Below are 14,402 nucleotides of genomic sequence, written 5' to 3'. Positions count from 1 at the left end.
GCAGTGCCGCATGTTTTCAGCCCCACCTCCCTTGACCCCGAGGCGCGGCTCTGAACATTTATAGCCTGAGTGATCTGCCAAAACACCCCCAATTCCGCGAGCCCGTCATGCTTCTCTTGATCGATAATTACGACAGTTTCACCTATAACCTTGTTCACTACTTGGGCGAGCTTGGGGCAGAAACCCGCGTTTTGCGCAATGACGCGCTGACAGTGACCGAGGCCTTGTCCATGGGGCCAGATGGGATTGTTCTGTCACCTGGGCCTTGTGACCCCGCACAGGCGGGTATCTGCCTTGATCTGACCCGCGCTGCCGCCGAGGCCCGCGTGCCGCTTTTTGGCGTGTGCTTGGGGCATCAAACCATTGGCGAGGCCTTTGGGGGTAAGGTCGTGCAGTGCCATGAAATCGTGCATGGCAAACTGGGCGAGATCCATCACAAGGGGATCGGGGTCTTTGCAGGCCTACCTTCGCCCCTTTTTGCCACGCGCTATCACAGTCTGGTGGTCGAGCGCGCCTCTCTGCCCGATTGTCTTGAGGTCACAGCGGAATTAACAGACGGCACGATTATGGGGCTGCGCCATAAAACACTGCCGATTGAGGGCGTGCAATTTCATCCCGAAAGCATTCGTTCGGAACATGGCCATGCGATGCTGAAAACCTTTATCGACACAACGAAGGGAGCGGTGCCTGCATGAGCGATGCAATGAAACCCCTGATCTTTGCGGCCTCAGAAGGGCCACTGTCCCGCGCCCAAGCCGAGACGGCCTTCACACATCTGTTCGAGGGCACAGCAACCGCCGCGCAAATGGGGGGCTTGTTGATGGCCTTGCGCGCGCGCGGTGAATCCGTCTCAGAATATGCGGCGGCGGCGGCTGTGATGCGCGCAAAATGCACCGCCGTTTCCGCACCCGCAGGCGCGATAGATATCGTGGGGACAGGTGGCGATGGCATGGGCACGCTGAACATTTCCACCGCGACCGCCTTTGTGGTGGCGGGTGCAGGGGTGACCGTGGCCAAACATGGCAATCGCAATCTGTCGTCCAAATCAGGGGCGGCAGATGCGCTGACCGCCTTGGGGGTCAATGTCATGGTCGGCGCCGAAGTCGCAGAACGTGCCATTAATGAAATTGGCATCGGCTTTATGATGGCCCCAATGCATCACCCCGCGATCAAACATGTCATGCCCGTGCGCCAAGAATTGGGATGCAAAACCATCTTCAACATCCTTGGGCCTTTGACCAACCCTGCAGGGGTGAGGCGGCAATTGACGGGGGCCTTTGCGATTGACCTGATTTTCCCAATGGCTGAAGTTCTCAAGGATTTGGGATCCGAGAAAGCATGGCTTGTCCATGGGGATGACGGCAGCGATGAGGTGTCGATCTGCGGGGCCACACAGGTTGCAAAGCTTGAGGATGGAAAAATCACAGGCGGTGAAATTCACCCCGAGGATGCAGGCCTGCCCGTTCACCCCTTGCGCGATATCTTGGGGGGCTCTCCTGAGGAGAATGGCCGCGCTTTTGCCGCGCTGCTTGAGGGGGCGCCATCAGCCTATCGCGATGCGGTTCTCTTGAATGCGGCCTGTGCGCTTGTCGTTGCGGATCACGCCAGTGATCTGCCCACTGGGGTCGAGATGGCCCGCGACAGCATCGACAGCGGCAAGGCAAAGGCAAAACTAACCGCCCTTGCCCGCCTGACATCGCAAGCCTGACATCGGAGGCCGCATGAGCACCCCCACGATCCTAGAAAAAATCAAAGCCTATAAGCTTGAGGAAATCGCAGCCGCAAAGGCAGCGAGGCCTCTTAGCGAGGTTGAGGATGCGGCGCGCAATGCCCCCCCCCTCCGCCCCTTCGCCGAGGCGCTACAAGAGGCCAGCCGCGAAGGCTATGGCTTGATTGCTGAAATCAAGAAGGCGAGCCCCTCCAAAGGGTTGATCCGCCCTGATTTTGATCCGCCGGCCCTTGCACAGGCCTATGAGGCGGGCGGGGCCACCTGCCTCTCGGTTCTGACCGACACCCCCAGTTTTCAGGGTGCGCCTGACTATCTGGTGGCGGCACGCGCCGCAACCACCCTGCCCGCGCTGCGCAAAGATTTCCTCTATGACACGTATCAAGTGGCCGAGGCGCGCGCTTGGGGGGCCGATTGCATTTTGATTATCATGGCATCTGTCAGTGATGCCCAAGCCGCCGAGCTTGAGGCGGCAGCGTTTGATTGGGGAATGGATGCGCTGATCGAAGTGCATGATGAGGCCGAGCTAGAGCGCGCAAGCGCCCTAAAATCACGCCTCTTGGGGATCAATAACCGCAATCTCAACACCTTTGAGACCAGCCTTGAGACCACCCGACGCCTGTCGCGCATGGCCCCGGAAGATCGGCTTTTGATCTGCGAAAGCGGGCTTTTCACCCCCGCAGATTTGGCCGATATGGCAAAATATGGGGCGCGCAGTTTCCTGATTGGCGAAAGCCTGATGCGCGCGGATGATGTGGCCGCGGCCACAAGCGCGCTCTTATCTGACCCCTATACTGGCACAATGTGAGGGCGGCATGAGCGAGCAAAAACTGACCCATTTCGACAAAGACGGACAGGCGCATATGGTGGATATCTCTGCCAAAGACGCGACTGATCGCGTGGCGATGGCCGAATGTTTTGTGCGCATGGCCCCTGAGACATTGGCGCTTGTGGAAAGTGGCACTGCGAAAAAGGGCGATGTTTTGGGGGTCGCGCGGCTTGCAGGGATCATGGGGGCGAAGAAAACCGCCGATTTGATCCCGTTGTGCCATCCTTTATCCTTGTCAAAAGTGGCCTTGACGCTTGAGGCAGACAGCGCCCTGCCTGGGGTGCGGATCGTGGCGATTGTGAAAACCACGGGCCAAACGGGGGTTGAGATGGAGGCGCTGACCGCCGCCTCTACCGCCGCGCTGACGGTCTATGACATGCTCAAAGCCGCCGACCGCGCGATGGAAATCGGCGGGCTGCGCGTGCTGCTCAAAGATGGCGGTAAGTCAGGGAAATACGAGGCGCAATGATTTCCGTAAGTGAGGCCCTCGCGCAGTGTTTGGACTTAGCGCAGCCCTTGGGGGTTGAAGATATCCCCTTGCGCAATGCAGCGGGGCGGGTTTTGGCGCGGCCTGTTGTGGCGATGCGTGATCAGCCGCCCTTTGCGGCCTCTGCGATGGATGGCTATGCAATCCGCAAAGCGGATTTGTGCCTTGGCGCGCGGCTGCGGGTGGTGGGTGCGGCCCCCGCAGGACAAGCCTGGCAGGGCCAGATTGGCCAAGGTGAGGCGGTGCGTATTTTCACGGGCGCCCCCCTGCCGCAAGGGGCCGATCATATTGTGATCCAAGAGGATGTCACCACCTCAGAGGATCATATCGAGATCAATGCAGTGGATGACGCACCCCATATTCGCCCTGCGGGCGCTGATTTCAAAGAAGGGGCAGAGATGACCCCACCACGCCGCCTGACCCCTGCGGATCTGGCCTTGGCCGCGGCCATGAATGCGCCGCGCCTCTCGGTTTATCGCCGCCCTGAGGTGGCAATCATTGCCACAGGGGATGAATTGGTCAGCCCCGGTGAAACCCCGCGCCCTGATCAAATCATTGCCTCAAACACCTATGGTTTGGCCGCAATGGCCGAGGCTGAGGGCGCGGTCGTGCGCCTTTTGCCGATTGCACGCGACAGGCGCGACAGCCTTGCCGCCACGTTTGAGATGGCAAAAGGCGCGGATTTGATTGTCACTGTGGGCGGTGCATCGGTGGGCGATCATGATTTGGTTGGCGCCGTGGCCCAAGATCTGGGGCTTGAGCGCAGCTTTTATAAAATTGCGATGCGCCCGGGAAAGCCGCTGATGGCGGGGCGGATGGGGGATGCGGCCCTCTTGGGTTTACCAGGAAACCCCGTATCCGCCATGGTGTGCGGGCATCTTTTCATGGTGCCGCAATTGCGCGCCTTCCAAGGCCTGCCCAAATCCCCGCGCCGCACCAAACAGGCGCGACTGTCAACGGATCTGCCCGCCAATGGCCCCCGCGCCCATTACATGCGCGCGAGCCTCGCGCCGCAAAAGGGGGCGGCGCTGCCACATATTGCCCCCTTTACAAGCCAAGACAGCGCGCTCTTGACCATTTTCGCCGAGGCGGGTGCCTTGTTGATCCGCCCCCCGCATGACGGGCCGCGCAAGGCAGGTGATCTTGTTGATTACCTCAGCCTTTAACACCTAAAATCGCAGGGGCGTTGACAAAATAGGCGAACAAGGGTAGAACATTCATCGAACATAACCGCATCACGCCAAGCGATGCATGAGCAGAGGCCCGTTCGAGATGTTGACGAAAAAGCAGCTAGACCTGTTGGAATTCATCCACCGCCGCATGCAAAAGGACGGTGTTCCCCCCAGTTTTGACGAGATGAAGGATGAGCTGGATTTGCGCTCGAAATCGGGCATCCATCGTCTAATCACGGCCCTTGAGGAACGGGGCTTTATCCGCCGTCTGGCCCATAAGGCCCGCGCGCTGGAGATTGTAAAACTGCCCGATGCGTTAGAGCAGAAATTTGGCACTGGGGCCAAAGCAGGCTTTGCGCCCCGCGTGATCGAGGGGGACAGGGTCGACCCGCCCGCCCGCGCGCAAGCGGTTGAGACCCGCGGGGTCAGCGAATTGCCAATGATGGGCCGCATCGCAGCCGGCACCCCGATTGAGGCTTTGGCGGATATCTCGCATCATGTCAGCGTGCCTGCCTCCATGTTGGCCGCAGGGCGGGCGCATTACGCGCTAGAGGTTAAAGGCGACTCTATGATTGAGGCGGGCATCAATGATGGCGATATGGTCATCATCGAAGAACGCAACAGCGCCGAGAATGGTGACATCGTTGTGGCCTTGGTCGAAGGCTATGAGGCCACGCTCAAACGCTTTCGCCGCAAGGGCAATATGATCGCGCTTGAGGCGGCCAACCCTGCCTATGAAACCCGTGTTCTGCCCGAAGGTCAGGTAAAAGTGCAAGGTCGCCTTGTTGGCTTGGTGCGGGTTTACTGACCCCCCCTTTTATCGTGACCTGCCAGACCAAAGCCGCGCACCCTGTGATGCGCGGCTTGTTTCTATGGCAATTGGGCCGATACCCCCTTGGGGCAAATGCAAGGCCACAGCGCCTGCACGGGCCATATCGCGCGCATCAAAAAATAGGCAAGGCCCCGGACTATCCGATGGGTTTAGACGGGCGGCAAGGATCACAACATCCGCTGCCCCACAGGCAGAAAGGGCATCCGCCAAGGCCGCCTCGCCCCGCCCGTGCCAAACACGATACCCTTTGACGGTGGCAGCCTGCCCTGCCCCCTCCGCCTGCCAAAGCGGTCGTGCAGCCGCCTCGGGTTGGGTCGCGCGATCCCCATCGTTTTCAAGCCAGAGATCCACCACGAACCTCTCGCCGCGCGCATGGCTTGGCACACGTAGGCCCGCCGCATCCATCACCCCGACAAGACGCGCTGAAGGGGCAATCAAGATGTCTGGTCGCGGGCTTTGGCCCGAAATCCAAAGGGCCACTCCCATGGGCAAGAGAAAGGCGGCCCGCATTGGCCCGTTCCAAATCAATCCGCCCACAAACCCCGCCGCGAAAACGGGCATGACAAGCGGTGCGGGGCTGACGACCATACGCACCGCACGCGGCCATGCCGCCACCTCATGCGCCACGGATAAGATGAGGGTCAGGCCCTGCTCCATCGGATAGAGCGCCAAATTGGCAAGACCAAAAGGCGCAAGCAGGCCTGCCACAACCCCCAATGGCATCACCAAAATGCCCATGATCGGCATCGCAATCAAATTCGCGACCAAGCCATAGGTGGTGAGGCGGTTGAAATGCATCGCCGCAAAAGGCGCAGTTGCTGCCCCTGCAAGAATGGATGAGACAACCACCCCTAACACTGCCATTCCCAACCGCCACCCCCAAGAGCGCGGGCCCGTCCGCCCCGTAAACAGGCGCGACAAGGCCCCAAACCCAACCACAAGCGCCGCCGTGGCCGCAAATGACATCTGAAAGCCCGGCGATAACAATGTCTCGGGTCGGCGGATCAGCACGATCAAAGCTGCAATCGCAACAGAGCGCAGTGAAATCGCCCGCCGATCACAGAGAACCGCCGTGAACATGACCGCGACCTGAATATAGGCGCGCTCGGTCGCGACTGACCCGCCCGAAAGGGCCAGATAGAACCCGCCCGCAGCAAGGGCTGCAATAGCCGCCCATTTCTTGGTCGGGTAGTAGAGCGCCACGCGCGGAAAAAGGGCCAAGATCACCCGCAAGGCCGTAAAAACAAACCCCGTCAAAAGCCCCATATGCAGCCCAGATATTGCAAGGAGATGGGCGATATTGGTGTCGCGCATCGCCTCGACATCGGTGGCGATCAGGCCCGCGCGATCCCCTGTTAAAATCGCGGCGGCAAATCCCCCTGCCCCCGCCTGCATGCGTGCTTGAATGGCGCGCGAAAGATCAAGCCGCGCGCGGGTCAACCACAGGCCCGATGGATCATGGTCAATCACTTCGAAATCTTTGCGGCTGTAGCCAACGGCACCAAGCCCCAGAAAATAGGCATGGCGTTGGAAATCAAACCCATTCGGTTCTGATGCGGGCGATGGCGGCAAGGCGCGCGCCTCAATCCGAATGATATCGCCAATTTGCGGCACTTGCACCGATTGCCCATGCAAAGACAGGCGCAGCCTGTCTGGCGTTCTGGGGGGGCTGATGGGGGCCATGGTGACGCGGTCTAAAGTCAGGCGCGGCGCCTCTGAGGCCGAGCGGTCAAGCATCACCACCCGCCCCTCAATCACGCCGTAATATGGCCATCCCAAGATAGGAGCCTGCATTTGATGCGCGCGCCATGCCCCAAGGGACAGCCCCATTAAGAAAAGTGAAAGCCCAATAGAGATCAGCGCAATCCCGCCACGCGCCCAAACACCAAGGGCTGCGCAGCACAGCCCCGCTGCAAAAACGGCGATGCGCGTGCCCGTGTCAGGTTCCACAGGCAGCGCAAAATATGCTGCAATGCCTGCGGCCAAAAAGACCGGCACCCATAAAAATCGATCTTGGGCTTGCGCGCGGAGGTTAGAAACAAAAGCGCGAAACCCAAGGCGGCGCGTCCAGATGTGGATCGGTGGATGTGGTGCTGCAATCGGCACGTTCTGCGCCCTTGTTTCCCTGTTGCGGAGTGCCTAAACACAGGGCCAAACCTAGCCGTAAGTTTGTAAGAGAAGGGTTAAGGGCCACCGCCCAAACCCGCGAAAGGAAAGCCGATGAGCCAGCCTGTCACACGTTTCGCCCCCTCGCCCACGGGGTATTTGCATATTGGCGGCGCGCGCACGGCCTTGTTCAACTGGCTTTACGCGCGCGGGCGGGGTGGAAAATTCCTGCTTCGGATCGAAGATACGGATCGCGCCCGCTCGACCCCAGAGGCGACAGAGGCCATTTTAAAGGGCTTGGCTTGGCTTGGCCTCGATTGGGATGGGGAACCCATCAGCCAGTTTGAGCGCGCAGACCGCCATGCCGAAGTGGCGCGCGCGATGCTGGAAAATGGCAAGGCCTATAAATGCTTTGCCACCCAAGACGAGATCGAAGCCTTTCGCGAGGCGGCGCGGGCCGAAGGCAAATCCACCCTTTATCAAAGCCCGTGGCGGGATGCGGCCCCTGAAACCCACCCTGACGCGCCCTTTGTGATCCGTCTGCGCGCGCCGCGTGATGGTGAAACCATCATCGAAGATCAGGTTCAGGGGCGTGTCACCATCGGCAACGCACAGTTGGATGATATGGTTTTGCTGCGCTCGGACGGAACCCCGACCTATATGTTGGCGGTGGTGGTCGATGACCATGACATGGGTGTGACCCATGTGATCCGTGGCGATGACCATCTCAACAATGCCGCACGGCAAAGCCAGATTTATCACGCAATGGGATGGGATTTACCGATTTGGGCACATATCCCGCTGATCCACGGGCCAGACGGCAAAAAACTGTCCAAACGTCACGGCGCTTTGGGGGTCGAGGAATATGCCGCGATGGGATACCCGCCTGCCGCAATGCGCAATTATCTCGCCCGTCTGGGATGGAGCCATGGTGATGATGAATTGTTCACCGATGCCCAAGCGACCGAATGGTTTGATCTGGGCGGCATTGGCAAATCGCCTGCGCGGCTTGACTTCAAAAAGCTCGAAAATGTCTGCCAATGGCATATCGCACAGATGGAAGATGCCGCGCTTTTGGGGGATATTGAAACATATCTCGCAGCGGCCAATCAGCCCGCCCTTTCGCAATCGCAGAAAGATGGCCTCAAATCCGCGCTCTATTGCACAAAGGATCGCGCCAAATCCCTGCCTGAGCTTTTGATGAAGGCCGCATTTGTTTTGAACGAAAGACCAATAAAACCTGATGAAAAGGCCTTAGGGGCGCTGGATAATGTATCCCGTGGTATACTGAAATCATTGACTGCGCAGTTGCAGAATGCTACGTGGACGCGTGAGGGTCTTGAAACGCTGATCGGCGCAGTCGCCGAGGCGCATGAGACCAAGCTTGGCAAATTGGCAGCACCGCTTCGTGCGGCCTTGTCGGGACAAACAGTTTCACCGAGCGTCTTTGATATGATGCTCGTGCTGGGTCGGGACGAATCCATTGCCCGACTTACGGATGCAACGGTTGGTGCGGATTAAACCAGACCCGCACCAATGAGGCCCCAAGCGCATGCTACGGCCAGATACGTCAACACCCCCCGTGCAAACCCCGTGTTTTGCGCGGCAAAGCGAGAGGGAACGTCATGACTGACACGAAAACGGCCAAACTCAGCATCAATGATCGCGACTTCGATCTACCCGTCTACAGCCCCACAGCAGGGCCTGATGTCATCGACATCACCAAACTATATGGCCAAGCGGGCGTGTTCACCCATGACCCAGGCTTTACCTCCACCTCGTCTTGCGAAAGCCAGATCACCTTTATTGATGGCGACAAGGGCGAACTTTTGCACCGCGGCTACCCGATCGACCAACTGGCGAAAGATTCGCATTATCTCGAGGTTTGCTACCTCTTGCTTTATGGCGAATTGCCGACAGCGGCCGAATTGGAAGATTTCGAGACCCGCGTGACCCGTCACACTATGATCCACGAACAGATGCATAATTTCTTCCGTGGCTTCCGCCGTGACGCGCATCCAATGGCGACAATGGTGGGTGTCGTAGGGGCAATGTCGGCCTTCTATCACGACAGCACCGATATTGCGGATCCTTGGCAGCGCGAAGTGGCCTCGATCCGTATGATCGCGAAAATGCCAACCATTGCTGCGATGGCCTATAAATATTCCATCGGGCAGCCCTTTGTGTATCCACGCAATGACCTCGATTATGCGACCAATTTCTTGCGGATGTGCTTTGCCGTGCCCGCCGAGGAATATGTGCCTGATCCTGTGCTAAGCCGCGCGATGGATCGCATTTTCACGCTGCACGCAGATCACGAACAAAACGCCTCGACCTCAACGGTGCGTTTGGCGGGCTCGTCTGGGGCAAACCCGTTTGCCTGTATCGCGGCGGGTATTGCCTGCCTTTGGGGGCCTGCGCATGGCGGTGCGAACCAAGCCTGCCTTGAAATGCTGCGCGAAATTGGCACTGTGGATCGCATTCCCGAATATATTGCCCGCGCGAAAGACAAAAATGACCCGTTCCGCCTGATGGGCTTTGGTCACCGCGTCTATAAAAACTTTGACCCTCGCGCGAAGGTGATGAAGGAAAGCGCCGATGAGGTGCTGGATCTGTTGGGTGTTGAGAACAATCCAACCCTGCAAGTTGCGAAAGAACTTGAGAAAATCGCGCTTGAGGACAGCTATTTCGCGGATAAGAAACTCTATCCAAACGTGGATTTCTATTCGGGCATCATTTTGGATGCGATGGGGTTCCCAACCTCAATGTTCACCCCGATCTTCGCGGTCAGCCGCACAGTGGGTTGGATTGCACAGTGGAAAGAAATGCTGAACGATCCTGCGGCAAAAATTGGCCGCCCGCGTCAGCTTTATACGGGCCCAACCAAGCGCGATTATGTCGATATCGCCAAGCGCTAAGGCACCACTTTAGACGGAAGAAGAAAAGCCGCTCTCTAGGGGGCGGCTTTTTTGTGTCGTTGAGGGCACGCGGTGGATTATTCCACGCCTTCAATCAAGACCAATTCGCGTATTGAGCTGTCCTTGGCAAATGCCATCGCCTCTTGATAGGCGGGGCTGTCATAGCAGGCATTGGCATCGGCCAAACTGGGGAACCAGATCACCACATTGCGCGCATGACCCTGCCCTTCTTTGATGATCACCTCACCACCGCGGGCCAAGAATTTGCCACCAAAGGCCGCAATCGCGGGGCCTGCCAATTCGGCATAGCGCGCATATTCCTCTGGATTTGTAACGGTGACATGCGCCACCCAATATGCCCCTGCCATATTATGATACTCCCTTAATCACATCCCGCACGGCTGCAAGCGCCGCATCGGCTTGGGTGGCATCCTTCGCCCCCCCTTGCGCCAAATCTGCGCGGCCACCACCGCCCTTGCCGCCAAGCGCCTCAACGGCTGCCTTGACCAGATCAACGGCGCTAAGCCGCGCGGTCAGATCATCGCTGACCCCTGCGGCCACTGCGGCCTTGCCATCGGCTTCGGCAATCAAAAGAACCGCGCCAGAGCCGATTTTGGCCTTATGCGCATCAATCAAGCTGGGCAGATCTTTGCCAGTAACACCTGCAACCACCTGCCCAAAAAAGGCGATGCCGCCGATATCTTCGGCAGCGACCTCTTTGGCCCCCGCACCACCACCCGCAAGCGCAAGCTGTTGGCGCAATTGGTCGCGTTCATTCTGAAGCGCGCGGCGCTCCTCCATCAAGGACTGGACACGGGCCAAAACATCAGGCCCTTGCGCCTTGAGCATCCCGCCAAGCTGGCTGAGGATGCGATCTTGTTGCGCCAAATAATCAAAGGCCGCTTGCCCCGTCAGCGCCTCAATGCGCCGCACACCCGAGGAAGAAGCGGTTTCCGCGAGCGTCACATAAAGCCCAATGTCGCCCGTCTGGCGCACATGGGTGCCGCCGCACAGTTCAAGACTATAGGTCGCTCCATCGCTGCCCTTGCCCGACCCTGCAAGCTTACCCATGGAGACCACGCGCACCTCATCGCCGTATTTCTCACCAAAGAGCGCCTGCGCCCCCAAATCACGCGCCGCATCAGGGCTCATGATCCGTGTCTCAACAGCCGCGTTTTGGCGGATGAATTCATTCACCTCGGCATCGACCCGCGCCAATTCCTCGGTGCTGAGCGCCTTGGCGTGCGAAAAATCAAAGCGCAAACGATCCGCCGCGTTCAATGAACCACGCTGCGCCACATGATCGCCGAGCGCGCGGCGCAGGGCCTCGTGCAACAAATGCGTGGCCGAATGGTTCGCGCGAATGGCGCTGCGGCGGCTGTGATCCACAACCAATTCCGCGGCCTGCCCGGTCTTAATCTCGCCTTCTGTCACCTTGGCGATATGCAAGAACAGGCCCGCAACCTTTTTGGTGTCTGATATTTCAGCGCGGCCCGTATCGGTCTTAACCAGACCAGTATCGCCGACCTGACCACCGCTTTCGCCGTAGAACGGGGTTTGGTTCGTGATCAGCGTGACAGCGCCGCCTTTTGCCGCGGCATTCACTTCGGCCCCGTCAGAAACAAGGGCCAAAATCTGACCTTCGGCTTGTTCCGTGTCATAGCCCAAAAATTCGGTCGGGCCATGTTGATCGGCCAGATCATACCAAATTGCGGCATCTGCCGCCTCGCCTGACCCCGACCATGCGGCGCGCGCCTTGGCCTTTTGGGCCTCCATCGCTTGGTCAAACCCGTCTGTGTCGACCTTGCGGCCCTTTTCGCGCAGAGCGTCTTGGGTCAAATCCAGCGGAAAGCCATATGTGTCATAAAGTTTGAACGCCGTCTCACCTGCCAAAGCGGCCCCTTCGGGCAGATCGACAAGGGCCTCATCCAACAGTTTAAGCCCACGATCAAGCGTGGTGCGGAAGCGTTCTTCCTCAAGCTTAAGCGTCTCGGTGATCAGCGCCTGCGCGCGGCCAAGCTCGGGATAGGCCTGCCCCATCTGGCTGACCAAAGCAGGCACGAGGCGATACATCAACGGGTCTTGCGCGCCCAAAAGATGGGCGTGGCGCATCGCGCGGCGCATGATGCGGCGCAACACATACCCCCGCCCCTCGTTTGAGGGCATAACCCCATCCGCAATCAAGAATGAGGTCGAGCGCAAGTGATCCGCAATCACGCGGTGATGCACATTCTTTGGCCCGTCTGGATCAACGGATGTTGCGTGCGCGGAAGCCTCAATCAAGGCGCGCATCAGATCTGTATCATAATTGTCGTGCTTGCCCTGCAAAAGCGCGCCAATCCGCTCAAGACCCATGCCGGTATCGATGCTCTGCATCTTAAGAGGCACCATCGAGCCATCCGCGAATTGCTCATTTTGCATGAAAACCACGTTCCAAATCTCGATGAAACGATCGCCATCTTCTTCGGCTGATCCAGGAGGGCCGCCCCAGATATGGTCGCCATGATCATAGAAAATCTCGGTGCAAGGGCCGCAAGGGCCTGTTGGCCCCATCTGCCAGAAATTGTCGGATGTGGCGATGCGGATGATCCGATCCTCAGGCACGCCCACCTTTTTCCAAATCTCAAACGCCTCATCATCGGTATGATAGACCGTGGTCAAAAGACGTTTCGGGTCGATATCAAAATCCTTGGTGATCAATTCCCATGCAAAGGGAATGGCTTCTTTTTTGAAGTAATCACCAAAGGAGAAATTCCCAAGCATTTCGAAAAACGTGTGATGGCGCGCCGTGTAGCCGACATTATCAAGGTCATTATGCTTACCGCCCGCGCGCACACATTTTTGCGCCGTGGTGGCGCGCGGCGGGTCGCGATGCTCAAGCCCTGTGAAGACGTTTTTGAACTGCACCATGCCCGAATTGGTGAACATCAAAGTCGGGTCATTGCGCGGCACAAGCGGCGAGCTTTCGACAATGGCATGGCCGTTGCGTTCAAAATATTTGAGAAAGGTTGAGCGAATATCGTTCAAACTGGCCATGAGCACGCGGTCTTTCTGACTAAATCCATCGGTTCTGCGTGGGATACAAGTTTGTCAAAGCACTGTCCACAGGACAAAAACTTGGGGCGGGGATGGAAATTTCAAGGGCCTAAAATGCAAGACGCGCGCAGCCCGATTGGGGCTACGCGCGAAATTGTGCTGACGCAAGGAGTGGGGAATTAATCCTCAACCATTGCGCTGTCATCACTGTCATCCATGCCGAATTCCAACCCATGGGCGGCACGGATTTTGTCCTCGATTTCCAAAGCCATGCTTGGATTGTCTTTCAGAAATTGCTTGGCGTTTTCGCGGCCCTGTCCAATCCGCTCGTCCCCGTAAGAGAACCAAGCGCCTGATTTCTCAACCACGCCTGCCTTAACACCCAAATCAAGCAATTCGCCCGTTTTCGAGATGCCCTCGCCATACATGATGTCGAATTCCACCTGTTTGAACGGAGGAGCCACCTTGTTTTTGACCACTTTCACACGGGTTTGGTTGCCGACAACCTCGTCACGATCCTTGATCGCGCCGATGCGGCGGATATCCAAACGCACGGATGAATAGAATTTCAGCGCATTACCACCTGTGGTGGTTTCTGGGCTGCCAAACATCACACCGATTTTCATGCGAATCTGGTTGATGAAAATCACCATACAGTTTGAGCGCGCGATGGAACCTGTCAGTTTGCGCATCGCCTGAGACATCAGGCGCGCATGCACCCCGACCGAGCTGTCGCCCATATCACCCTCAAGTTCGGATTTCGGGGTCAACGCTGCAACGGAATCCACCACCACAAGGCTAACCGCGCCAGAGCGCACCAATGTATCGGTGATTTCAAGCGCCTGTTCCCCTGTATCGGGCTGAGAAATCAGAAGATCATCCAAATTCACGCCCAATTTTTTGGCATATTGTGGGTCAAGCGCGTGTTCGGCATCGACAAAGGCGCATACCCCGCCCTTCTTTTGCTCTTCCGCGACCGCGTGAAGCGTCAGCGTGGTCTTCCCCGAGCTTTCAGGGCCATAGATTTCGATGATCCGCCCCTTTGGCAGACCCCCAATCCCAAGGGCGATATCGAGCCCGAGCGAGCCTGTCGATGTCGCCTCAATTTCTTGGATGGCGTTCTCACCCCCAAGGCGCATGATCGAGCCCTTGCCAAATTGACGCTCGATCTGTGCCAAGGCGCTGTCGAGTGCCTTTTGCTTTTCCGCCGCGTTGCGATCCGTCATGTCCAGAATATCCGCCATTGCCATTGGTTTGGCTCCTTATTTCACACTGCTGCCAAGGCGGCAATGCTTG

12 protein-coding genes are annotated in these 14,402 nt (G+C 58.1%); 8 read left to right on the top strand and 4 right to left on the bottom strand.

The features are described 5' to 3' along the window. The first annotated feature begins 107 nt into the window (after nucleotides 1-107). The 6 genes from RYZ18_RS00765 to lexA all read left to right on the top strand — a co-directional run bounded on the left by RYZ18_RS00765 (nucleotide 108) and on the right by lexA (nucleotide 5,022). On the top strand, nucleotides 108-695 hold the full coding sequence (locus tag RYZ18_RS00765; RefSeq protein ID WP_317654437.1) for an anthranilate synthase component II: 588 nt from the start codon (nucleotides 108-110) through the stop codon (nucleotides 693-695). After that, a complete protein-coding gene (gene trpD / locus RYZ18_RS00760) occupies nucleotides 692-1,708 on the top strand; it encodes an anthranilate phosphoribosyltransferase (RefSeq protein ID WP_317654435.1) in 1,017 nt (338 codons plus the stop codon). The genes RYZ18_RS00765 and trpD overlap by 4 nt, the downstream gene beginning before the upstream one ends. 13 nt (nucleotides 1,709-1,721) lie before the next feature. Then, nucleotides 1,722-2,534 (top strand): indole-3-glycerol phosphate synthase TrpC, encoded by an 813-nt coding sequence (trpC, locus tag RYZ18_RS00755; RefSeq protein WP_317654434.1) that lies wholly within the window; start codon nucleotides 1,722-1,724, stop codon nucleotides 2,532-2,534. Between the two features lie 7 nt (nucleotides 2,535-2,541). Next, the gene (moaC, locus tag RYZ18_RS00750; protein WP_317654433.1) at nucleotides 2,542-3,024 is read left to right on the top strand and encodes a cyclic pyranopterin monophosphate synthase MoaC; all 483 of its coding nucleotides are present in this window, start codon (nucleotides 2,542-2,544) and stop codon (nucleotides 3,022-3,024) included. Next, nucleotides 3,021-4,208 (top strand): gephyrin-like molybdotransferase Glp, encoded by a 1,188-nt coding sequence (gene glp / locus RYZ18_RS00745; RefSeq protein WP_317654431.1) that lies wholly within the window; start codon nucleotides 3,021-3,023, stop codon nucleotides 4,206-4,208. The genes moaC and glp overlap by 4 nt, the downstream gene beginning before the upstream one ends. 106 nt (nucleotides 4,209-4,314) lie before the next feature. Continuing rightward, a complete protein-coding gene (gene lexA, locus RYZ18_RS00740) occupies nucleotides 4,315-5,022 on the top strand; it encodes a transcriptional repressor LexA (RefSeq protein WP_317654430.1) in 708 nt (235 codons plus the stop codon). A gap of 9 nt (nucleotides 5,023-5,031) precedes the next feature. On the opposite strand, the gene RYZ18_RS00735 is transcribed toward lexA, so the two are convergent. Then, entirely contained in the window at nucleotides 5,032-7,152 is a 2,121-nt protein-coding gene (locus RYZ18_RS00735; protein ID WP_317654429.1) for a ComEC/Rec2 family competence protein, read from the bottom strand. 114 nt (nucleotides 7,153-7,266) lie between these two features. Between RYZ18_RS00735 and gltX the strand changes: the two genes are divergently transcribed. Together gltX and gltA are read left to right on the top strand one after the other, a co-directional pair. Continuing rightward, complete coding sequence (gene gltX / locus RYZ18_RS00730) at nucleotides 7,267-8,673, top strand: glutamate--tRNA ligase (RefSeq protein WP_317654428.1); 1,407 nt, start codon at nucleotides 7,267-7,269, stop codon at nucleotides 8,671-8,673. A gap of 104 nt (nucleotides 8,674-8,777) precedes the next feature. After that, nucleotides 8,778-10,070, top strand: a complete 1,293-nt coding sequence (gltA, locus tag RYZ18_RS00725) for a citrate synthase (protein ID WP_317654426.1) — start codon at nucleotides 8,778-8,780, stop codon at nucleotides 10,068-10,070. A gap of 77 nt (nucleotides 10,071-10,147) precedes the next feature. Here gltA and RYZ18_RS00720 read toward each other — a convergent pair whose 3' ends face one another. The 3 genes from RYZ18_RS00720 to recA form a co-directional block, all read right to left on the bottom strand. Continuing rightward, nucleotides 10,148-10,438, bottom strand: a complete 291-nt coding sequence (locus tag RYZ18_RS00720; RefSeq protein WP_317654425.1) for a DUF1330 domain-containing protein — start codon at nucleotides 10,436-10,438, stop codon at nucleotides 10,148-10,150. Between the two features lies 1 nt (nucleotide 10,439). After that, nucleotides 10,440-13,106 (bottom strand): alanine--tRNA ligase, encoded by a 2,667-nt coding sequence (alaS, locus tag RYZ18_RS00715; protein ID WP_317654424.1) that lies wholly within the window; start codon nucleotides 13,104-13,106, stop codon nucleotides 10,440-10,442. A gap of 179 nt (nucleotides 13,107-13,285) precedes the next feature. Beyond that, nucleotides 13,286-14,356 carry a recombinase RecA gene (gene recA, locus RYZ18_RS00710; protein WP_317654423.1) on the bottom strand — a complete coding sequence of 357 codons (1,071 nt, stop codon included), beginning with the start codon at nucleotides 14,354-14,356 and terminating at the stop codon, nucleotides 13,286-13,288. Nucleotides 14,357-14,402 lie beyond the last annotated feature (46 nt).

It is taken from the genome of Roseovarius sp. 10 (assembly GCF_033100315.1).
In the GTDB taxonomy this organism is placed as follows: Bacteria; Pseudomonadota; Alphaproteobacteria; order Rhodobacterales; family Rhodobacteraceae; genus M30B80.
Note: the sequence above shows the minus strand (reverse complement) of the source record. Positions and strands in the feature narration are given on the sequence as shown.